This window comes from Legionella qingyii (genome assembly GCF_003184185.1).
On sequence record NZ_QHJG01000040.1, the window covers coordinates 184 to 26,438 of the forward strand.

Consider the following 26,255-nt stretch of genomic DNA (forward strand, 5'->3'; position numbering starts at 1 on the left):
CACAATGTTTAAACGATGTCATGAAAAAAACTTAGGAACTTATATTTGCATTCAAGAACTAAATATTTCCAATTTACCGCGCGAGCCTCCCTGAGCTTGGGGGCTGTGGAACCAAGCTTCGGTTCATGAGATAGGTCGACTCGATGCTCGCGTTACTCCATACCTAAATTATAAAACGGTAAAACGCAAGACCAACTATAACTTACGATGATTGGTCTTACCACCCGGCATATCCTAAGCTTGGATACTGTGTCTCCAATTTTCGGAGGACGAGATGGTGGACTCGATTGCCGGGATTTCTCCGACCTTATTATGGCATAATAGCTTCTTAAAGTTCAGAAAAATATTACAAAGAATATAAAAACAATAAAATTGCCCGTATTTACAAAAAAAATCTGTTTTAACCGCAATTTTTTTGCTCCAAACGAACTAATTACCCCATACTCATAATTATGAAAAAAGACATCGGTTATACCACGTTACGGCGTAAAAATTAAATAGTCGTTCCTAAACTCGCAATAAACAACTTCATTACTCATTCTCTTGTAGACGAGGGTTTCGCGGCGTTGGAAACTAACGCTCATAGAGGCTTATAAAAAATTTAAGTGACTATTCAAAACTCGACACAAGACGTTGATTTAAATCGAGACGCTCAAAAACTACTATCGATAATTATCAGTATTAGTTAAAAACTCTTAATCGAACGACCTTCCGAACAAAACGAAGTAGATGATTATCGCTATTTTTTAGTTAGACTAGCCCTTCCCGCCATAGGACATTTACTACTACTCATCGATCAAAATGCGGACATACCTACTCTTTTTTTCTGTCTAGTACTTTCCCGGTCAGCATCCTAAACTAATGAAACACAACGAATAATTACATTTGCGTGGGAACAACCCTAACACGATAATGTAGTATGGGTGATCCGGAATTTGGAAAAGGACAGGTACTACTAAGTATCATTCGTAATTAGTAGACAAAATTTAGTCCATAACATAATAAATGTTTTGTTGAGCGATTTATTGAACGGTTTTTAACACGTGACCTTCGTGGATTCGGTGGAGCTGGACGTATTCCTAGTAAGGTATTTTCTGAAACAAGGTTTAAAACAACAACGGTGGTTGCAGGTCGGCCTCTAAGGCCCACTTAAGGTCTACCAAAAAGAACAAAACAGTCTCACTCGAGTTTTGTCCCCCTCCAACACTCTTGTTTACGACTTCGAAGTCGATGTCGTCGTATGAGTGGATTATTTTTTCAAAAGCGTCCTTAATTGGTAAAGTATACCGTTAGCCGCAAACAGACTAAAAACGGTTATTGAGTACTCGTAACAATTCCGATTAAGAAAATACGTCTAGGTTGGTGAAAACATTTACAAGAAACTCATGTCCGTAAAGTAAAAGTAATCGGGGACGTCGGTTCTCGTCTAATAGTTATACATTAAAGTATACCGGAACTTATTATGGAAGTCATGTATTACGGAATTAGCGTGGATTTAAAACCTGTTCCGGATGTCGTCGTTATTGAACTCGATTAACTAAACGACTTCTTTATAAGTAGTAAGCATTTGTGTAAAAACGGCATCCCACGTTACTTCATTGTGGCGGATATCAAGGATGTTATTAACCTCGGCACTCAACGGGACATTCATGAGGTAGGACTATCGCGGTTGCACATTAACGAGCTATAACGGGTAGCGCTCGACGTATTCGTACGTGAGGTCGGAGATGACGCGCGGTCAGTAAAGGACAACGTTAATTTTGCCCTAGTTACGGTAAGTAATGGGGAAATAATACCCATCGTCGAGATATACCTAGGTAAAGACGTTTCTCGCTACGAAGAACGTCAAAAACCGGTTCATGACCTAGATATCATAAATAGCACTGAACACGACAACAATTGAAAACTAGTAAGTTTAACCTATTTTATGTGTACCACTGAAGAAGTGGTCAATTGACGAGATATCCACAAAAGTTCATAAGTTCCTGAACTAACTACTATAACCGAGGGTACCGTAGCGTTGATAAGTATCAGTTCACTTACTGCCGGTATAGAACTAATAGAAGAGAAAACTCGACCGCATTAACATTTAGGTACTGGGGCGGCGGCGCAAAATGGTATAAAAGTCGCTGTAGAAATAACCGAAACGATTAGTCTATTCAAGCCAAAAGTACCTTTTAAACTCTTTTGAATCTCTTCAGAAATTGCAAACGATTAACTTAAACAGGATTTTATGTAAGCGGAACTTGGGTTCAAAAATAAAGCGGTGTAACAGATTAGGTAAACCGCCTAAATCTATTTCGACGCTATTAACTACAAAGAAGTTGGCGGTAGCCTTATTGTATCAGAACCGGCAATTACAACTTTAATCAACGATGTGGATTTCCTTCAACTTTTATTGGTTATTGCAAAAGTTAGTCAAATAGACGATCTAAGTTTAGGAAATACGGTGGTAAAAATTCTTTACGTTACAGAAGTCCACAATACCGTGGATTCCGATTGTTCGCGAATTTTGCAAGAAGCGCTCTCTCAAATCTTTTAGGTGCCTTATCGAGCAGCAACAATCTTCAATTTCCGTACGAAAGAGGAAACTCATCGGCCGTAATTGCGTTCAAAACATTACGGTACAAACGCAACAAGTTTAACCGACATTAAAAGAACGTATGGACTAAAGTCACAAAACTTTTTTTACTTTCGTTAAAATAGTATTTTATCCTGTCGTTTGATGGGCCTTTAACATCCATTATAAACTAAATCAAAATAAAAGAATACGACAATATGTAGTATCTCAAACCCAAAAGGATTTACGAGTAAATTAAGTACTTTTTTTCACTTAAAATAGAAATGCTCGTAAAATAACGTATAGGATTAAATGGAGTGGTTATCTCCCTGATTGACCGGTTTTATTCGATCCACTTAAAAAAAATATTAGTAAATCAAAAAAATTAAATTAAAGGACCACAAAAAATCCGCACTTCACATTTAATTCGCGTGAATCAACCTAAATTGACAACCTCTACAATACCCTTTTGTGTCATTTCTTCACTTACGAAAATTGCGCCGATTTTTTAATTCTCTTTGTGAATAGCTTGTTAACTTTTTCACATTGAGGGGTCTTCTGAACCTTGCTAAAAATTTCTTTATAGTGCTTTTGGACTTCTTTTCTCAAAGATGATATTCTAATTGAGGAATAGTAGTTCTTCTCGAGTTGTCGAACCTAGCTCTCTAATTTCTTGACTGGGTATTCAATTCTCATGCAAAAAGCGGTCTTCAAGTTTAACTTAGTTCGGGTTCATGAGTACTCGCCGTACTTCTTGAAGGACAAGAACATCTTCTTTCGCGTTCAAATTGATGTTGAGGACTCGGATACTTTCTTTTAGTAGAGGAAGTTGTTGTCCAACTCGTATTTCGGCTCCGAAGATAACTCTTTCTTTTTCTCCTGCGAGAACGGAGTTGAGTCGGATTTTGTGGTGAACTTAGGGAATGTTCTTCTCCGGCCAATCTTTCTCTTTTAAGACCCCATAATCTCGGGGGCTTTTGTTCCGTATCACATTTTAGATTCTTCTGAAATTCGCTATTATTCGACAGGGTCCTTTGAATACAACTAGGGTCTTAGTATCTGTTTGCAGCATATATATAAAAACTACATTTCCAGTTTAATTCTCGTTAAGTCCGTTTTGTATTTTATATACTTCTTTTTCGATTTTTTATAGTCTTGCTTTTTTTAGTTTTCCTTAAGAGCTTTATAAGTTTGCGACGTTGTCGACGGTTTTCATAAGTACGGGTTTAAAGACGTAACTAATCCGTTATACAACACCTACCGTTGAACCAAAGCAAATTTAGTTCTTCGGTTCTTCAAGATCCGCTTCTATTTCTTGTGCATTTTTGTAATGCTTGTGTAGCCCCTACCACCCTTTTTAAAAACCTACTAGACCAGCTAGAGTAATTATGTCCTAACTTAGCACAACCGAGATGTCAAGCGTACGTACTCAATAGTTACAAATTCGGAGACCGGCTACCTCCGTTCTTTCAATGACTTGATTTATTACGTTAATCGAGCGATTTTCGTTGCCAAATCGAAAAGCGTTATATTTTTCATCGGACTCAAATTAAAGTACGTGAGTCCGAGATAAAAAATGGATAGGCTTATTACGCAATAACACCATGGTACGAAATAACAAAAACGAGAAGGTCTGATAAGGATAATAAGAACTCCGATAAAAAGTTATTTATACTGATACCATGTTTTGTCGCGCGTTTAGTGCAAGCTATTCCTTGAACGGTCTCAAGTGACATGTCCTGGGACCAGACAAGACTTTTAACCCTTAAATAATTGTTTTAAGCCACTTCAACTCAATGGTTTTTTTGTTTTTCATTAATAATCGCCGTTTCTGTAGTCACTAAAACTATCACGTCCTCGAAATCGAAATTAATTTACACAACTATACGAGCTTGTCGCTCTTTTAGTTCAACTTGACCGACTAAAATGGCTTTTAGTTGTTGTTGAATATCTAAATTAATTTAGTTTTTTTCTACAAAATCTAATAGTTTAAGGGAGAGGTCTATTTTTTTTACATAAGATAGTTAACCCATTTCTCAGTCTCTTATTTAAGGTCGTTCATCTACCGGAATAACAAAATTAACCACTAAACTGATGATTTAATAAGCTTCGTAAACCATTAACCGCTGCTAAAGTTAATGGATCGTAATAAAGTTTACAAGTATGTTGTCCGCATTGGCGAAACGGATAGAACCGAAACGAAAGAAAAAATTAACCACACCAAAACCGAATAGTTTACCCTAACGTTAACGTTTGTATACCCCGTTTGTCGAAGTAACGGATAAATAGTCCGTACCGATAAAAGGCACTTAAACGAGGAGAATAATGTCGATAATAACAACGACCCGCGTGGTCAAGACGTAAATGCCGTGTTTAACCATCATACTTTGACTTACTTCTTCACCTACGCGAAAATTGATACCCCGAAAGAGGGTGCCTTAATAATCATGAAGGATTTCAAGATCCAAATAACGAGCATAAGGGAAATAACTAAAAAACCAGACTACAAAAATCATAAAATCCCCGCTACTAATACCGATTATTGTACGACCCGTAGTCGAAGTAGCTAAAAAATGTTGCTGACTTTCTAAGACAACCTTAAAGTGTCAACTTAAATCCGGATATATTTCGGGGGCGTAAACGTAACAATTAACGAGACCAACCAACAAAAGTCCCTAAATCTCATCTTCGGCCATGCCTTTTTTTATAACCGTCGGTTTGGTGATTTTCACACCACGTCCGTAATAAAAATTAATAGTAACGACTGCGTTAAATAAGTTAGTAAATGTCAGCCTACGTAAATATCTACTCACTTGGGTAATAGCTTTAATTTCCCGATTTTTTAATAGAGCCACCAGTTACCCACGTGAGACTACACTTAAACTGACACCTTTTTCCTCTCTAGGATCGGTAATAACCACCAAGCCCTTCACCTTTTTGTTGCTATAATGCATCAAATAACTACAATGATTTCGGATGTCGTCCGCTCTAATTTTATAAACCGGTTCTGTAATCGGTAGAGTTATACCTTGTTAGTAAAGACGAAGCAGCAGCAACCCCCTACGAAAAAGTCGTATCACGTAATAAAAGTAGTTACTTACACCATCTTTTACAATACAAAGGGTACGCTCTCAAGTGATTCGACCTAGTATTTAAGTACATACTTAACCGGGACGATTTTTAGCGTAATCAACCTAATGGATTTCTTCGGCGCCCATTTAATGGAAGTCTTAACTCACCCCCTTACGTTTCTTCTCGTCGACGTCGCGCACGTTAACGATACCTAGGACTCGACAATAAAAACCTACTCGGTTGATGTCCAAACCTGGGTAACTCGCGTTCCGAAAAGCTACTTAACTAGCAAAAAAATTCTCTAAGAAATTTTGACTGATATCAGTACCACTCAGTACTATATCTTAGAAATTTTGCTTGTTGTCTAGCGCACCGGAAACAGCCACTACCTTCTTAAAATTCATAACTCTGCTAACTACTAAACTACTTTTTATTCTTATTTTATTAACGACCAATAAAATCATTTTACATTAGATCACGGAGTTAACTTACATACTCTTCCGTGATACGCATTGACCTCTGTCTTATGAACCTTCGCTTTTGGTTAATGTGATAGCATCCCCATCAGCATGAATATAATGACCATCCCAATCACCGATGTTACGACACCAACAGACAACCAAAATCAGTCTTCTTTATGTAATGAATATGGCAAAAATACGTACTTCGCCGAAGACCAGACTGTGTCCTACGAGGACACTTTATGTTACCCCATGTTCAGCCACTGCATTTTCTTTATTTTAATTTAGTTTCGCTGGGCTCCGTTCAACTTCAGAACAACCTATAACTTCTTCCTTGTGGATAATGCTGTTCGTGTATACGTTGTAATTTGAGGGTTCCCTAGTGACCACATTGAATATAACCAGATTCGCGTTCATGGAGACTAGACTGCGGTTAGGTTTTCTACGGACCACTTGGTATGGGGCAATAAGGAAGTTTTGGAAGACAAAAATGAGTTAACCTGCCGTAAAATTTCTCTCATAGTCTTCTACACCTAAGACATTCATGACTTCGTTTTGCATATAAATTACTTCTTTTACGTTATGTACATGCAGTATAAAATCGATTATAACTAGTAAAAAGATTTCTAGAACGCGCATTACCATTCTTACAATTACAAAATTACCTATTAGAACGGTTTTGTTCAGCACTAAAGGGCGTATACGAACTACTTAATTCTCACCCTTATTGATTTAAATTATGCTACCGTCTTTCAAACTCATTTCGACCTTTGTCGCATAGTTTTTGATACCCATGTCCATTTTTACGGTATCTATTTTAAAGTCTCCTTCGCGAAGGCGGGCGACACTAGAATAATGCTGCTAACTTACGTTAAAGACGATTAAACCTTTTTCATTCATCACTTTACGCTGTTTTGGGACGACAACAACAAGCACCTTCATTTGGCGGTTTTGGTCCCGGACCTCTTATTTTCTACTTTTTCAACTGACACAAAGAGCACCCAAATTCATGTCGCCATGACTGACGTACGAGTGGACAATTTCAGAGACATTTTTTAGTTATAGTTAATTCACGTATGTCGTGCTTTGTCTACCAATTTCTCGGCTACGGATAATGAAACGACCAATGTCGGGGACTACGACGGCGTCCCATAGTTTGTCTTGTTTACGAAATATAATTTTTTGGCATACTTGAACTTGGCAAACGTTTTTTACGTACCCATTTAGGTGGTCGTCTATACGAAATAGGAAATTAAGACGTTTCGAACGTTTCCTGTTTAGAAAAATTTCGACAATGTAGATTACGAATATGAAATCCACATTTAATAGCTAATCTATGGGTTAACGAACGCGATCTTGTTTTAAAGGAATTTTTTGGCTCACATGATCTTAAAAGTCAGTTTTAACAAAATTGGGTACAATCACTATTATTTCATAACCGAAGCTTTTAATAGTTAAATGTTTAGGGGACAGGATCACTATGTGGGATGCCACCACATTAGCGTCGCTTATTTCGCTGAGTTGTCAAATGACGCTCGAATCGGGTAAAACAGCACAGAGTATAACTCGTGATCTCCTACCCAAAGCGCATTTAACATGGATATTTTAGCATCGAACCCACGTTGTATCCCTTGAAGCCATACCTGAACTTATTTTAAAAAGTTGCACTACGACGTGGGCCAGATGCTTAATTCTGACTTATCCAAATTAAATCAATGACATCGGTTTTTTATTTTTCTTAACATGTTACACGGGGGTACTCGGGACATACCCTAAAAACTTTAAACAATTATTATTTTTCTTGCTTCCTCTAACTCCTACTTTCGGCCTAGTAATACATTTAATCCAGACGAACATCGCTCACGACAAAATCAACGACGCACGAGGTTTCGTGGTCCATCACGACTACCTCATCCCCACTGACTACGACTTCGAAGACGAGTCCCAAATCCAGTTAAATGAGTAAAACGACCAGTTCTTGGTCCACTTAGAATATGTTGATTCCGAGGAGTATTAGTTAACATAAACAAGAGAATACTACTGTCATTGAACCGAGGGTTTATAAATGGTAGACAATTACGAGTTCGTCTTATGAACTTCTGGGTACGACCACGAGCACACAATTATCGACCTGTATGACTACTCGCGCCATCAGCACTTATATTGCAACGAGAACCACTCGCAGCACGTTTATGACATCGTCTGTAAAACGCATACCGACCACAATTGTCTGTTGTTTACGCTCAACACTCGATGCCGTTTCTCGCAGGTTAATTGAATCCTGTACTACTTCGCAGCGTACGTGTTTTAGCTGCGCATCTTAAATGTATACTCCGTTGTTCTACTATTTAACGTTTTTTGTGTAATAGCGATGTCCAAAATACAAGTACGATGGAAACTGGACAACCAGTCACCGCGGACATCAACTACTTTCACTTTTAAAACGTTACTAACTGGTCGTCCGCATACTTCGCGGACAACCAAGATTTATGCTACTTGGTGTTTAACTTTTACCAGCCAAACTACATCGCTCCTTACTCTTAATAAGTCTACTACTTGGACGTGAACGATTTCTACTGGTTAGTTTACTAAGTTCATTATAACGACTGTCGCGGTTCGACTAACTATTTTAAGTTTCAAACGTTGTTCTTTAGGTTCTCGACGCGCCTGTTGACCTTCATGTTCGAGTACTAAATTTTAATAATGTCGTCGTCGTTCAACGAAAAATATTTCTAAATCTAAGCGCAAATTCACCCTGACGAAGACGATTTCGTAGCGGTTTATTTGGAAGTAACCTAGAAAGACATCCAAGATTACTTGGGCGACGTGGATTTTTTTGACATAGACGTGGACTACAGGTTCGTTTGTTTAGCCCATGATGTGGTCAATGCCAAGGACGACATAGCTGGAGGTCTCGTTTAGGACGCCTACTTGTTTAGTCGATAAATCGACGTATGCTTAATTATTTTTTATTTGCTATACTACTACGGTATTCGCGTTACTTACATAAACAAGTTTTTATAGGTTCCCCGCCAATGTGACGATTACGTGTTATAACCAATCCACTCGAGATAAATCAATTTTTTCTAATAAGTGTTCGGTATCGCGTAAAATTGCAACATAATGTTGTTAAAGGATGAAGTTCATTTAGCCGACGTTCGTACAACTTTCAACCGATGCGAATACGACTTGTTCCACTATTTGTTCTCCGATTCTTCAAGGACGTTGTTCATCATTCTCGAATAGGACCATGTGGATGTCGTGTTAACCGATTAAGTTTTAATGCATGCTATATTAATTACTTAAAAAAATATGCATCAAGGCTTTAAACATTTTTTACATCGAACCCACTTCACGTCGCATCAGACCCAAAAGATACTGTTTAAAGAGCTCAATGCCGACGCGGAATTAATCCGATGTAACTTGATCAAATACCTAGGGTTCCTCTTTAATACATAACCGATCGAGTACGGGGTCGATTATAACGAAACTAGTTTATATACCCTTTTTTCCTACTATTGAGATTATCAGGACTATTAGGAAGTAACAGGATGTGGAATTTACTTGAATTTTCATGTCATTCTGAACTTTTTCGTTCAAGGTTTTTTCTATAAACCCTTGGTAACGAATATGGCCCGCCTTAACTTTTAAAACAAGAAAGGCGTCTTCCCGTTTTTTCCAAAGAATTGGTAGAGCGAGCGTATTTCCGTATGAAACCGATACTCCCACCCAAAAATCATGTTAGAACATTATTAAAAGGTGTGTCATCACCATACCGCTCAAGACGGAGTTCGAAGCGTCGCAATTGAGCGACACGACACCAACGAAACTCGCTTAATTGATTATTTGGGTGCGGAAGTCAACTACTTGTTCGTGTCAATTCAGCTAATCCGAGTCCTAGTAGGACAGCTAGAAAAATAAGAGGGACCCGTAATACCCTACTGTTACTTCAATTTCGTCACCTGAATGGAATAGGACTTAATTAGATAGTTCCACACTAATAATCGTTATTCTTCTTCCTACAAGGGAGTTCACTTCGTGTAGTTGCTCATTTCTCGTCAGGAAAGATACGTTGTGCCTCAGTTTCCCGTTCCCTCTTGAATTTCGTAAATAATCTGCGTAACTACTCAGTTTTAACCTGAAGCCGTATAGTCTATACGACCGCACTTAAAGTTCTATACGTAGCAAACAAATCATGAACACTCGTTGGGAAAAGTATATACTGGCTGTTAACATAACTAGATAACGTGGTAAACCTCTTAAAAACCTTATTTTTCCCGCTACCGGGATATCACTGATACCTACGACCTGGATTATAAGTAAACAACATAGCAAGACTGGTTCAACTTAACCGTGCACTTAAATTTGCACTAATAAATTATCCGTTAATACTACAAGAAACTAAAACTTTGGTGTTGAAAACCGTTTACCTAAAACCGTCCACTCGTGCGACATCATGCCCCCGTAGGGCGAGACCATAAAGGCTAGTTCCTTTTCTTTAATTGAAACTGAATAAGACGGCGACGTTGAAGGAATCCCCGACTAATATGTCCTTCGTCACCGCGACTATACGTCGAAAATAAGACCTCACACGATCTTGTACCGTACGTTAATAATCCGGCGAGAAATTTAGTTAATCCACCGAAAAAGGTAAATCTATCGTGTTAGGGCCACCCCCGACCTTACCCCCGAAGTCGTCGAGAAACACACCGTTACTCAGCAACCAAAACACGCGTTGTTTACTATCTCGTTTCAGTTACATTACTAAAACGTTTTCTTGACCTTGTAAATAAAGTACCTTTCTCATCACCCGAACTACATCGTCCTCAACGATACCTTCTTCCCCAAATAAAATTTAGGCCTTTATAATGGGGTGAAGTCGTTTTTTAAGCAGGAGTCAAAAAGAATAGAAGTACATTCGTTTAACCTTAATGCAGTGTAACATAGGTTGTCCAGGTTTTAAATACCTGATTTTTAGGATGTAACCGACTTGTTTAACTATTTGTTTACCATCATCGTCAACTTCTCCGATCTTTACGAAACCTCAATCCCCCGCACCTACGTTAGGGAAGAAACCGTGTTCGTTAATTATTTCGCCGACTAACGAAGATAGTTACCTTGGACCAATCGCTCTCAAATGTCGTTGTATACTTAGCTAATTGACGTCTTCCACGAGACCGACATTTTGGATGTCCAAGGCCCCCTCCCCCTAAACATGATTCAGAAACCCTGTTCGTCGGTGGATTCATAGAACTTAATGACCAACGAACTATAGCTTACTAATCAGATGTTTAACTATTATCTGGAGTCAAGGAAAATGGTAAGGTTCAAGTATCGCACGAACAAGAAGGTCCCGAACGAGCGGTGAAAAATTGAGAGATTATAGACGAAGTTCTCGAGCTAATGCACAACGGTCAAATAACAAAAGAACAAGCACTCGACGGTTAAAAAAAAGTTCTAAAACGGTAACTTAGTTTAAAGGTAGCGGGTCGGTGTCGAATACAACATTTTGTTGGTTCCTTTGTTAGTTTTAATATTTGTTTCCCGCGTATCCAAAACGAATTAATTTTCTATAGGAAACAGGTAACATAATGGTATAGTGTTACACATCGTTATAGGCAAACTCATTAAAAAATGTAACCTACAAATTTTGAATTTTAGTGTCTTTTTTCTCATTCTAACTCTTCAATTTAGACATTAGTCCAGGTTCGAGGTCATTGGGCCCAAAGCGACGCAACAAGGGTTCGATGACCGATACGATTAGTTAGTTTTTACAAATGCATTTTACAATTCGAGAAGTAAATTAACTAGATAAGAAAGGTTATCAAGATTACGTTCACGATGGGGGCCATCTAATTAAGGGTTTAGAGCTACATTCGCCTTACGGCTAAGTTAAAACGCTTCTAGCAAACCTAAATTAAATTCCACGAGACAAAAACGACAAAACAATCTTTTATTAGGCATAAGATGGTAAAGTACATTATTAAGAAGTCCATATACTATGAAAGCTGTATGAAGTAGTTTACTCTGTCAGTATCAAAGAAGTTATTCGTGCGGTTAATAACATAACAGAACGAAGTACGAATATGAGGGTAAAACAGTGCACCTAATTTTCCGTAATGAACGAGGTAAAAAAATATCTCCAGACGACGACGGAGTCAACAACCACCACCGCATTATTAAAAATTTTCTTGCATAACTACGGGTCCTCAACAAGGACCATTGGGTGCTAAAAATTCGGAATTAAAAACAGGAGGAACTCTACGGCCCCCTTAAAAATTTAGCTAAAAAGGAGGGTTACATCCTTGAAGTTAGCAACGTGGATTACGTCGAAGGGTACCTCATTATCCCTCACACTCCATCTACAGTGGTAGGTAATTTAGTTTTTCTCCCACAAATAGTTATACTTAGCAATTTATTTATAGTGGCGCTCCCGGGGGTACCTAAGGGCGGCGAGGAACAGGACGTTCCGCTTAAACAACCGGACTAAAATGAGGACCGCCATAAAAGTGAAAATCCCAAACGTACCACTGAAAACTAAGAACACGTTAACCTTAGACCTACAAAAATTGACAAGGAAATTTACGTAGGAGGTCCGACTATAAATAAAAAGGTACTATTAGAACAGGCCGGTAGCCAAGGACCGCCATCGCTCTTACTGGCTTATTTGAAAGTTTATTCAGGAGTAATTTAACTGGTGACATTTTTACAAGCCTAAGAAGTCCCGCGGTTACACAGCTGCAAGGAACAACAACTATGCGAAACGAAAAAGCTATGGATAGTATGAGTCGAAAAAATTGGCCTAGGGAATTTTGGAGCATACGAAGGGGGTAAAGAAATTTCACGAGAAGACGTAACCCAAGGAATGAATATAGTCCCACCATGAAGGCTCGGTTAAAAGCTATACGGTAGAATTATAGAAAGAGTCTCCGTAGGAGTGAATGAGGGTAATAAAACATTATCAGAAACAGGTATAAAAATATGAGTTAAATTTCTAGTAAATAAAAACATTGTGTATAAAAGGACCTCGCAGTCCATTGCAAAATAGCTAAAATCCACCACTCGAGTAAGGTGACTAACTAACAGAGTGATCGGTTAGTACGGTCCGTTAGGTGGTACTTGGAAAAAAGCTAAGCCGCTAAAGGACGGTTACGAGTCCTCTTTATATACAAAGAAGGAAAAAAACAAGTGCTTAATTTATTGAAGCGGAGCCTACGGGACCAAGTGATTGTTATGGACGTAATACCGGTGGTAAGCAGTCTTGTTTTCATTATAGAAGAGCAAATTAGTCGCTTACTCAAAATATTTGTCTGAAGGTGCCTGAGTGTACCAGAAAGAGTCACGACTGATGCTTACGTCCGTCAGATTATAAAAGTCCACGATATACGAACGGAAGTTATCATTTAACGGGAAGCCTCTTAAGTAAAAACTCCTTGTTAAAAAGTTCTATAAGCGACACGTAAAATATTCCGTAAGCGCAACATAGGCGCAAGGTACGTTCATTCCGCTAGTAGGGAGAAACACAAGGTACGTTCATCAGAACTTGGTAAAATCTGGTTTAGTCTAGCATCCTAGCGTTGTAAACTTTTGAAGGTCGGTACTCAAACCATAGGTTTATCGGAACAAGGGTGTATTACAAAAGGTTTTTACTATGGACTGACAATAATTACTTTTCATTATTAAGTGGACGAAGCCATTTTAGAGGGACTCGGCGCTCGTCTCTTTCTGAAAAGTCCGCCAGCAGTACCAGAAATCGGTAGCAACGACGCCATTAGTATCGATTTCAAGGCGGTTACGTTATGGGGTAATTTACTTAAAAACACAATCCATAATACCGACTATAAAATAGCTAACGTCGGTATCGAGGAACAGCTATTATTAGTAGTTCGCGATTTAAAGACAGAAGTCTTCTACCCAACTCGGTCCTTTGATACTTATGTCATACCGGAACAACTTGGTCGGTTAAGTGATTACTCAAAAGGCCTTCTTCTAGTTCTTATATTATGAAGTATTAGGTCCGACCTTCCTAATTATTCCCAAGAAATATCTGAAAAACTCAAACGCGAAGCATAACTTACTCAAGTTAGTCTACTAAAAATTTTTGGTGGAACGGAAAACAGTTCCGTTGTACGAACGGACCATACTTCACAAGTTGAGGACGACCTCCTCAAGGACAATTGAAAAGTTGTTCCAGGACGTCCGGATTAACACAAGGTACTTAATCTAAAAGAGGTATACTTAAATTACAAAGAACGTTATTTAGTCCTAATCAGTTTTGTTTTAACCTTCCCCTATCACGTAGTTCCTCGACGAAATAACACTTACTTTATTAAGCAGCTAACCGAAGTAAGTTAGGGCCCTAAAGTGAACGACGAAAATTTCTGGTAAGAAGTTAAACATTTTTAACAAGGCGGGTATTTGCGGTACCTATCTCTAAGGTAAATAGGCATACTTTTGCGTGTAGCAATGGTAACGGTCCAAACAGCACTACTTGCTCAGCAAGTTGTTTTAGTCTCTTTAAGTTATTACCTATTTCTGAATTAAAATTCTTCCAGGGGCCCCGAACATTGTCAACGCTAGGGGTACTTTTTATACTACAACGATGACTTCGGCCCGATTATGATCGTCATTTAAAAGGGTCTAACCGAACCATTATGAATAGTTAATCTAATTTTTCTAGCATACGTTATCGTCTTAATAAAAGAAACTACAGACCTGCACGTCAACTAGGCAAAGAAAGAAATTAAAAAACACTACTTAAGAAAAAAAAGTCTTGTTGAAATCGGTAAAAAAAGTACCAAAGTCAAGAATAGTGGCAATACCAATACTTTATCATATCAGAAAACCTATAAATAAACATATAATTAGTCAATTTCATGTATGATAGGAGAAATGAACACACAGACAACAGTAATCAACATAGGACATTTAAGTCCTGAGAAAAGGATCCAACTGAACCAAATAAAATCGATGCCAAAGAATAACGGCTCTTGACATCTATCTAAAATTGTCGATGTACTTCATAGTCATGGCAAACTTAAATATAACCTCTGGAAATACGTTTTCATAAATGATTTATGGAATCAACAAAAACAAAATAAAAGTAATCAACCAACAGTCAGCTTAGTCCGTTGAAGATTATACAAATCCAGAAAATGTGGGAACCGATGAGGATCGCGGCTAAATTGCGTTCGTCATGTTCTTCGTAATTACGCATTACTACTAGAACGACAAAGGGTTCACGTACACGTTTGATCCGTTCTACAACACTAAGATAGACCTATACAATTTTTCTAATCCGAGTCACTATGACGTCTTGTTTATCGCGCAGTCCATGGTCCACATGCATAACATCTTTTAGTATATTAGCAGGCTGGTATCTGCAATTACAAGAGGTAAACATGATATAAATATTTTATCCAATTCATACAAGTTTACCTCTTATTTTACCGACTGGATTAAGTATTACGGAACGGTCATTGTTTCGCTTTTTAATAAAAATAGGTAGGTCTGCTAAGACATTCTTTTTCGTAACTATACTACTGCCTTATACTATAGCCACGTAACCAACAACACCTGTTACTGTTAGTTAATCATCCATATCATTCACTTGCTCTATAGCACGCAAGAACAGACGTGTTTACGTAATTAAACCTTTGCCCTTTTCAACGTCTACACCATGTATCTCTACAGTGGTATGAATCGGGATTACTACAACATCTTTTTCGTTACGTTCGATACTGGCGCTGATTTTCTTCTGTACACAACTAAGCACTACTTTTATTACTTAAACAACGTTAAAATAGGTATCCACTAAACGAAATAGTGTATGAACTTCTATTCTGATCTCACTATCTCGTTAATCTTTTAATATAGGTATGGATAATTGTCTCAAAAAATCCTACTATATCATAGGAAAATTTACGTGAATGCTTAGGATACTTTTGACAAAAGTTCAACGAAGATTAAAAGAAACATAAAGTACGGTTATACACCCGACGACTTAATAGCGGGTGTACCATAAGGTTCTGTCTATTGTTCCACCAATAGTTACATCTTTACAAAGACAGCAGTTGGACGGGGGTAACAGTTTTCCGACTACGTAAGAAAGTGCTATGTCTTCGTTTTATAGGCCTAAACGTACAAGTTGCCATAATATAATTAGTCCTGTTTTTACGTAATCCAGCAAAAATAGTTAATAACTCGCGAGTCGTTTACCTACTAAAACGACAAGGTAGTTAGATATAAACATTAAGCGCAACCCAACCAAAACGAAGTCGTCTTTGGTGACCGTTTCTAAATAACGTACGCTAATTAATAACATTCTTTGTTTAACTTTTATTTCCATTTAATTTGGAACTTTGTCAATTATGGAACGCGGTAAATCGATTACGTTTAGCTAAATAATGCCCTAACTGTCTTTTTGGCAGTTCCTAAGCAAAATGTTGCTGTTAGCGCAAATACCTAAGAAAATCAGGAACACGTAAAAAAACAAAACGTCCTAAAGAACGAAAAGAAAATTAACTTTGTGTCTTTTTTTTCGTCGAATATCGGTCAGAAAATAAACGGAGAAGTCACCGTTATCAGGTGATAAAAGTTGTTCAAATATGGTCATGAAAAAAACTCAACAACGGAACCTACGTACAAGGGCGGCATAATAATCCAAATTACTGTTAAATAAAACACCCCGTTATAATATTTGTTTTCATAAGGTTCTGAAACATAAAAAATAATCGAAAAAAGAATCCCTACTAGTGATGTTAAATAGTCGTTTGGACACACTACTTAACCAGATGTTAAAAACTTGTTACCGATTTACTAGTTGTGAATAGTTCACACGTCCGTTCAAATATAGTTAACGACATAGTTCCTCACATGTATGAGGGAAATGAGAACTAAAATGAATAAATAAAATAGAACTAATCCCAGCTCGCGAAACGACGTAATGCTTGTTTTAATCGGTGATAACCGAACAATAAAAACGAACGTTAGCGACATTCAAACCACCAGATAGGTAAACATAACAGGTTGAAACCTTAGAGATAGCACGAAAATAAATAGAACTACTAATAACCAATGAAAAATTTAAACTGAACTAGAACGAAACTACTAAACCCTAATAGTAGAGAGAAACAAACATTATCGAGTCCCAAGTGATTACAAATGGGCCAACCCAAACAGGCGTTCTACGCGGTTTATGCTGGCAAGGAACTATCCCCGACTCGTGAATGGAAACAAAAAGTCCACTATTGTACTCGTTCGGGTAATTATAGGGGCAACAACAACTCTCGCCCTTTTTTATATTTTGTAGAGTACCGCATTGTCGTTAATTTCTACCTCATTTTGGTTGTCCCAATCAAATACTTGCAAATGGATTTGGATTTACCAACGCGCAGCAGTTAGTATGATGAGGACTCATAGTGGTTCATTTTCTTGTCCATGTTTTTGTGGCAAACCGATGACAAACACTTCTTCGTTTCACAGGATTATAACGACTTACGACCAGCGTACCATGCCGATGCTAATACAATTACCCCCGACATACGTGTGCTCGTACAGCAAAGACGAGTCATCTATGACCATTAGGAGTACCAACCAACCTAGACGTTCTTGGTCTTTTGTGTCGTTTATGGCAACGTAATTACTTAAATCTAATACAGCACAATTGGAGTCATTTGTCTCTACTAAATGGACTACCACCGCGTTTAGTAATACGTGTTTGCTATGCACGCTAATTTGTTGCGAGAGGTTTTTGATTTCATCTTCGTAATTGAGGACTAAAAGTTCCACATCTTTCTCTATAACGCCATAATGAGCTATCACCACAACTACATAAACGTGTTTTACAACTTTGCCATCTTGCAAATTGAGTAGGCCACGCACTATTATCTCGCCCAATATCCGTTTGTGATTTGCAAGAGCGTAAACGATTTGCGATATCTGGTCTACAGAACTGGTTTTGGTCGAACTACAATCCAAATCCACTTTGTCTACTTCTTTAATATGTTTGTTACCTACTGAACGCACGGGTATTACATCTATAAGAATGAGACCCTGTTATAAACGTTGGCTGTTTTTTGGTAAATGGATAGCGCGCAATACACTGAGGTCTTTGGAAACGACTCGAATCCGTTTAGCCTAATTTTTTTCCTAAAAAACTTCATCGAAGGCCTGGAAATCAAGCAAGTTCAATAGCTCGTCTGGCTTATAAATTTGTTCTATTAAATCCAAATCTATTAATTGAAATATAAAACACCGGGCCCACTCAACTTTGGGCCCTTTGTTAAAGAGAGACCAATATAAACTAGTTATTTCATATAGGTAAATATTGAATTGCCTATCTCTCGACCTAGAACTGTTCAGTAGAAGTGATCCAACTATAAAGACGTTAACTACTGAGTACTTTGGCTGTTGAAATAGTCGTTAGCGGACTGACATGTGTCAATGGAAAAAAAGGAGAAATCCTACGAACTCAAATTGAAGACGATTAAGTTATCTATTAAACAGTCGGGTAAGGAATGTATTCATTTTTAATGATAGATAAAACATATTACCTCGCTCTATAACCGGTAAACAGTAAAATTTTCAAAATTACTAAACTAACTAACAAAGACAACAATGAAATCATTGCTACAGGCCATAATTAAGGAAAAACGATGGGCAATAAACAACTAGATTATCTCACTTATAATCCCGGACCTTACTTACTTTTAGGTACTATTGTCCACGTAATTATGAGTTACTTACTAAATTAACACACGAATTAAGACGTAATCTAAGAAGTTGTTAGGGTCTGAGTTATTAGTTAACCCATTCGAAAAAATTAACACGTACATACCGAAGTTCTTGAAGAAGTCCGACAAACTCATGTTCGAAAGCATTACTTTACTAAAGTCCGTCCCATAAATAAAGTAATAGTGACTCGCGTTCGAGGCCTCCATTAAGTCCCAATTACTTATATAATTTGAAGTAGTTGTAATTAAGCCGTGCGTTTCGTGCTCGGAAAAGATAACGTATAAAAACATCACGACGTAAATTGAAACCACAAAGAAGTCAAAGTTTAAGACAACCGAACAATAATTTTAATGGTAACTCGTAACGAAGATTATGACGTAAAACTTTTATTACTTTTTGGTCAAGAGACAATTAAACTTATGGAAGAAACCTTATGGTTGAGTGTATCTAACCCAGTTCTTGTAGGTTATTTCGAGCCTAAAGAAACTAATGGAAACGGAAATTTCCTATTTCAGCTGCTAAAAAAAGTATGACTTGGTATTATAATTTACGGTTACTTCTGAAGTCTTTATACCGCGGAGCACGAAATCGTAGTAACGACCAAAAAAGAAGCTTTATCAAAAGTATACGTTGACATAGAGGGGTATTTCTTGTGCATCTAACTAGCAAAAACTAATTAAGTAAGTTTCATTATGCGCATTTTTCTCTCTCCAATCATGACGAATTTGAATTCGACGCAGACCCGAAACTGCACCTTCGTTGAAGGACCTAAAATAGAAAAACTATAACCTTTTTTCTTGAAAAAACGGAACTTTATCAACGAAATCTGGGGCACTAAAATAGGAAATCAAGCGCTTATACTAGATTCTAAACTATATGAAATAGTTTTTAAAACTACAGGGATTACTATTAAAGCAGGAATAGTATACAATATGGTCCTTTAAAAAATTTATCTAGTTCGCTGTAAAATCCATGTTTAACTTGAACTCATAGAAAAAATTACGTTATGTAATCCGTTCACCGAACTAACGAAAAAAGTAAGTTAAGGGTTTGCTTACCCAACGGAAGTTTACATTATAGACCTTTTATTTAGAAGTATACTTTACGTGAGATCAATTTTTTAACGTACCATGCTTAATGGATGACTTGTTCGTTCATGTAGAGATATAAAAATTTAATTCCTGTTTTTTAATATACACTCGTTTCCTCCCCCTAACAAATCTAATTATTATTTCGTGTCTTGTACATGAATAGTAACTACTCATAAGGGACGATCAACACTAAAACTTTATGTTTGTAAGGTAACTAACACAGTAAAGATCAAGTACGATTGGTTAGCTTGTTATCTCCCGTTTGTTTTTAGAATGAGATTAAAATGATAAAATCAGTATGCATTATTAAATAACTAGAATTAAAGGTTTCTCGATGTGAGGTAGTATTCGTTTAAGTCGTAGTTTCGATTGTTTAAAAATAGAAGAAAACTCATATAGAGGCGTTGCCGGTAATTAAATGCGAATCCAAAATTAACTCTTTCTAAAAGAAAATTGAGCTAATTTCATAATGAATTTTTTTGTTCCGAGAGAAGTAGGACGAGCAACTAAAATTGAAGGAGTATTTCCTAATTGCGCTAATAACTCCGTATTATTGCCTTTTATACCGCCTCACTAACGTCTTATAGACAACGTTGAACGCATATAACTCTCAGGAAAGGTTAAAGCTGAGCACGAAGTAATTAATTGCAAACTTTTGCGTCTTATTCACGGCGTTATAATCTAAGTGTAACAAGATTTATAACCGCATTTAGACAAAAACTTAATAGGTCCGAACGTTCTATTTGGCTATTTCAACGTATAAGTCAATTTTTAAAAACATAAAGATTTTACTCTTGAAAACAACGCGCTCAACCTTTTTTTTTTGCATTACATTTCTACGGCTAATTATATGGTTATTAATGTAAACATCCAGCGTATTTGTGTATCCATTTTAATAATATTAATTATTCTGTTTACCGCTCTCAATGTCACGGATTTTAAGGTTATATTGAAAAAAATCAAGGATTTTTATTTATTCATATATTTTTCTAAGGTTATTATTTAGGTTATTCTAAGTATTATATTCATAATACTTTCTCGTTTTATTATTAGTCCGATATATTACGCGACGATTCCCAACGCTACCGAGCGTAACTTGTAGCTCAGTTACTTCGAGGTTAACATACAACAAGTTTGTTTTGCTATTTATTTCTTTATATTTGGGTCCAACCGAGTTGTTATAACTTTATGCAGCATTACTAGTTTCGCTATTAGTCCGACTACCGGTATGCACGTCGGTAATAACAAAAAAGCCTACAGTGAAGGTATTCTTTTAATATGGAATTATTACTGTATTGTTCAACGAGGTTGTCCGTCGCCTATTACAAACCCCAGTATTAGTAGCTCGAATTAGACATGACCTTTTGCGACTCCGTCTTCATTGGTTAATAAGCATAGTAACCAATGTCAAACATCGACTCAGAACCCCAAACATTAAACTGCTAATCGTCGGGTTCGGGAACTATGATGGCAAGGTACCATGTTAAAGCAGGGTTTCATGTAAGCCCCTTATTATATCTGGAAGCGAGGACAGAAATGGTATGCGTTTAGGTCGAGTCATTTTAAACGAACTTACTTTTTTAGTAGGCATAGTTGTTTTCTTTTATATCCAAATAATTAAAGTTACCCGCAGGGGTTCCTATCTATGTATAAAACTTACGCTGGTAATGAAACACGTATTTGTCAGCACACAAGATTTAATTGGAACCGTATTGCACAAAATATTTAATTGCTAAACTAAAACACAACATATGAGACTTATAAAGAAAGTAGGTTCGAATAAACAACAAAAACGTACAAGTGAAACCGGTTTGACGGTGCTAGAAGTATAACGTTTAGGAACTGTAATTAAAGTCTATAACGGGGTCTAAAATTTTGACGGAATAAAGCTTCTATTAAATTCACTTAAGATAATATAAGAACTTCCATAACATACTCATTAACGAATAGAAAAACATTAACTATAACGTTCGAAACTTCTAGGAGAAAACGTCATTCTCAGAGGAGTTGATTGGATAATATTTACTCGAATATTCCAAGAACCTTTTGCCATTTGTTTCCGACAGGGAATACTTGTATAACGAGTAAAAACTGCATATTTAGTCATTACATAGGTGACTGTTATCGTCGATGTCCTGCTTATAAACGTTGCTGTTTACGTAATAACCATTTGCCATAATTTTTCCTTTTTTTCATTATATTTTGACGTTCATTCCGATCCCTATTGTGTTGACATATTCCAAAATTGAAAGCTTCAAAAACACAATGGTAAAAAAATGCAGTCAGTACAATAAAAATACCTTCAGCAAATTAACGCGTAGGACCGGTGTGATTAATAAAATCAGTACTGTTCACGCGACCAACGTACGTACGGTTCGTGTTTTTTAAGTGCAGAATGCAGCTAAGGATAAGGATTCATAGACTTTCTGAGTTCATTAGTAGTACGTAATTTAGTCGAAGGAATAGTTCGAACCACCGTTCTAAAATTTCTGGGAAAAGAATTAGTTGAACATCTATGTCGCGAAGAAATGTTATTATTACACTGCTATCGGTTTGCTAGCTAAGTACAACGGGTACGACTTGATGTTTGCTAAGCGAATTTAACCGAAGGCCCCGACTTATAAAATTACCCAAAGAGAGTTCTAGGGCGAAATCCGTTAGGTCCCCAGAAAATACCACGAGATGGATCGATAATGGTTTTAAAACAACGAGAAATAAAAGTCGTTTTTTTTCGTCTTAAACAGAACGTTGCAAGATTTCGTATAATAGAACCACACGCAAACTGCCAGTAACCTCTTCAATAATCATCAATAAAAAGAGATGAGCGTACCGTAGTAGTTAATCGCGATGACTTCGTTTAACTTGTCCTAATATTTCTTGATAATCGTAGCAATCTTTATCGTTTTTTTGTACCTAATCGTTTATTAAACGTTAATAATTGAAACTGTTCGGTTAATGTCTCGTAAGATCCAGTCGTTTTTGTTCATGTTTTGTTATAATAGCGTTCACTCTTACGAAATGCAATGAATTAGTTAGTCGGAGGTCCTCTTTATTTAAGTTCGGTTAATAAATAATTGAATGGTTCATTTCGTCACGATGACTTATTCTAATTATGAGTTCATTATGAGGCTGCAGGCCTACATTACCACCGGAATTGCAGAGACGAACGTCGTACATCACCTCAGTTACAACGTCTTAGAGTTGAGGAAGGTCGGGATTGGGATCTAATAAAAACCCCCTTTCGCTCGAATTTACCGTGTAAATTCTCAGGATGTGTACGTCGTGGAATACCTCTATACATACGTTGTAAATTGAATAGAGGGAGTTATAAACCTGTTTAATAGTGTTCATTCCGCTGAAAATTATCTTCAGATCGCCTTATATTGTTATGGTAGGTTTTACGTAACGCGGACTAACGATTATCATAGCGACGGTTAGTTTTCGAATACCGGTTTATATTACTTCTGATAGAGAGAGATCGTAGTAACTCCTTTTCTATAGTTGATGTTGTCCTGGAGATAGTATTTCCAGAATAGTCGGTATTACTAAACAATATGTCGTCCCAACTTTAATTTGTTGTTCTGATGTCTAATTGGTAATCGTTTAATCTTGTCAATAAATCAAAATAGTCGGAAATACTTCTTAATCGACGTCCATATAAAATAGTCCTCGTCCTGGACCGTCTAATATTAGGTTTTCACGGAATCTGCGCGAAAGAGTCTAACATTGGAGAATAAAAAGGTCCGTTTTTAAAACTAAAAGATGGAGAACCTTATTATATAAGAGATGTCCTTTGACTGATTAAATAGTCGTTAATGAACCAATATTCACGAAGTAAACAGAGTAATAATCCAAAAACTCAAATTTAAGACGACGATGACAACCAAGGAAAACATGTAAATTGAATTTTATTACGGAGAAAAAAAGTAATATAAAACATTTTATATCCGCTTTTTTATGTACTATTATGGGTCAGGGTACCGTGTCTGGGGCTCTTGTTTTATTATCAAAACCATTATTCCGTCTGAAAGATATCCTCTTACTTAACATAACCCTTATCGTTGGGTTCGTCGTTAAGAAGGCCTCTATCGTACACGGTTTCTTGACCGCTCTATGGTATGTGGGTATCGTTTCCGTTAACTAAAAAATAGTGTTATATCTGGATGGTACGAATTTGGTTAACGTGACTGGGTATTAAGACGTTATCTTTACTCATATATCCAATTTCGTTATATCAACGGTAATTAATAGGGTCACCACCACCAGCATCGTCGTTTACTGTAGTGATTTTCTCGTTATGGACGTTCGCGTCATGGCCTCCGCTTAACTATCCCTTACCATTTCGCCCCTTTATAAAATATCTTTGCTCCATTAACCGACGGTTATCGATTCTATTCATTACCTAAGTTATAAACTATTACTCGACCACTTTGTCAATTTGGTTTGTTTAATACCAGCCTTAATAAAAGTCGTTTATTTTAATTACACGATAAGTAAACCAACATCTATTGTTTTTTATGATGCCGAAGATGCTACTCGTCGTTTCGCTGGTAAACAAACAGTGCATGTTGTGGAAATTCACAATCGCAAAAAGAATCTTTGGTATGTTAAGGATATGGTGTGGGACACCGCTACTAGCACGACCGTTATATTTGTACTCTTATCCGTTTATTTCAGTCACATATTTATCATCGATATATTCGTTAATTCGCTTTATACGAACTAAACCTATTAAATCTAACTAGAAATGGGGTTTACTGTAAAAGTATTTACCTTATCGCGAAACGTTTTAAATTTCGTCGTTAACTAAACGGCTGCTTCCAGTTCCATTCCTATCTTTCGCCTGGTATTGCCGAAAGTTTCTCATGACCTCGTTAATTTCAGCGATTATTACGCGGGTGTAATTAACGATACATTATCATTCAGTACCGGCTAAAACGAAATTACCGTAGTAGACTTATCTATACGCTATGGTACGAACTTCTCCAAGGGTAGTTTTCCCTCAACCACCGTCCTTATTTACGTATTCGTCGTTATTTTTTTCATAGAGGGTCTCTCAAATGTCACATAGGTGATTAGTATTGCTCGTTTATTCGTGTCCGGTTATCTTACGAAGGTTCTTCATACCTAGAAGATTAGGGGTGTTGTCATAGTCGGTATATGGGTGGATTGTACCCGTAGTCTATTGGGTAACGTACTCGATGAGGTTATTTACGTATACGAAACCGGACCGATATAGGATTTGGAACTCTGGTATGTCCCGCCCAATTTTTATTTTGATTATACCACAAGTTACGTATATGTCTCTTAACCGAGGTCTTCCATTATTTATACTACAATAACCGAACAAAAACAGCCTCTCGGTTAAGTCCATTTATTAAGAAGTGTAGAACTCTTTAGTAAAAAGGATGGAGTGATAGGTTTCTATTAATAGTCTAATAGTAAAAGACCGTTCTTGCTGTAGTTAATACACACACAGTACTATCCCTTTTCACTTATAAAATGATTTTTCTGCAAATTCAGAAACTTAATTTTTATAAAAGCCATTGTAGGATTATCTATTTCATAACTCTTTGGTCCAAGGAAGTTATGGCTTTTCCCGATTAAGTAGTTATCATAAATCTCACTACCCATAAAGGTCTGCAACTACTCGCTACTGAAGTTTAACTACAACAAACTTACGAACGTAGTTAAGTAATAACAAGCGTCGTTGTCACCACGAAAAATGTTACCTAAACATTATTACAGGTTGTTGTGACGAATTTTATCTCAGAAGACATTATTTAAGCCGATTTGCAACAACTCGCTGACCTTTACTTAGTATTCAACATCATTAGTATCTTTTTACTGGTAAACGAGCGCAGTCATTAAACCGGAGTACCTTATTTTGAAATTAGCCTTATATTCGCAATTATTTCACTCGGTCTTAATTTAGAACCGATACCCCGCCATTCTTAAACGAACGAACACGCCGCGATGGAAGTTACCACTAATCCCCATTACAGAGTGCCCGTACAAAATTGTAGAGACGTCTTTGTAGTTAAGGACACTTGAGACGGACACCGTATTGAACAACATCAAAAAAATTTTTACGCGGTAGCGGTTGGGGGTTTAGTTCATAAAATATTACTCCAAAGTGAGGGTTTATTTTTGCGAAGTAAACGAGTTAACGATGAACTACTGAGACCGATTAGCGTGGTTTTGCTAACCGGTACCGTATCAAAAGTCGCTACAACAACATGTACCGGAAATTCCTGTACGTTTTAAAGGACAAATTATTCCAAGCCATTCATATAGAGATTTACTTCCTTTAAACGCTGACCACTTGTTCCTTTT

1 protein-coding gene is annotated in these 26,255 nt (G+C 37.0%); it reads right to left on the bottom strand.

Going from position 1 to position 26,255, the window contains the following annotated elements; all coding sequences use genetic code 11:
* Positions 1-17,589: 17,589 nt before the first annotated feature.
* A complete protein-coding gene (locus DGG96_RS18080) occupies positions 17,590-18,120 on the bottom strand; it encodes a hypothetical protein (protein WP_110143938.1) in 531 nt (176 codons plus the stop codon).
* Positions 18,121-26,255 lie beyond the last annotated feature (8,135 nt).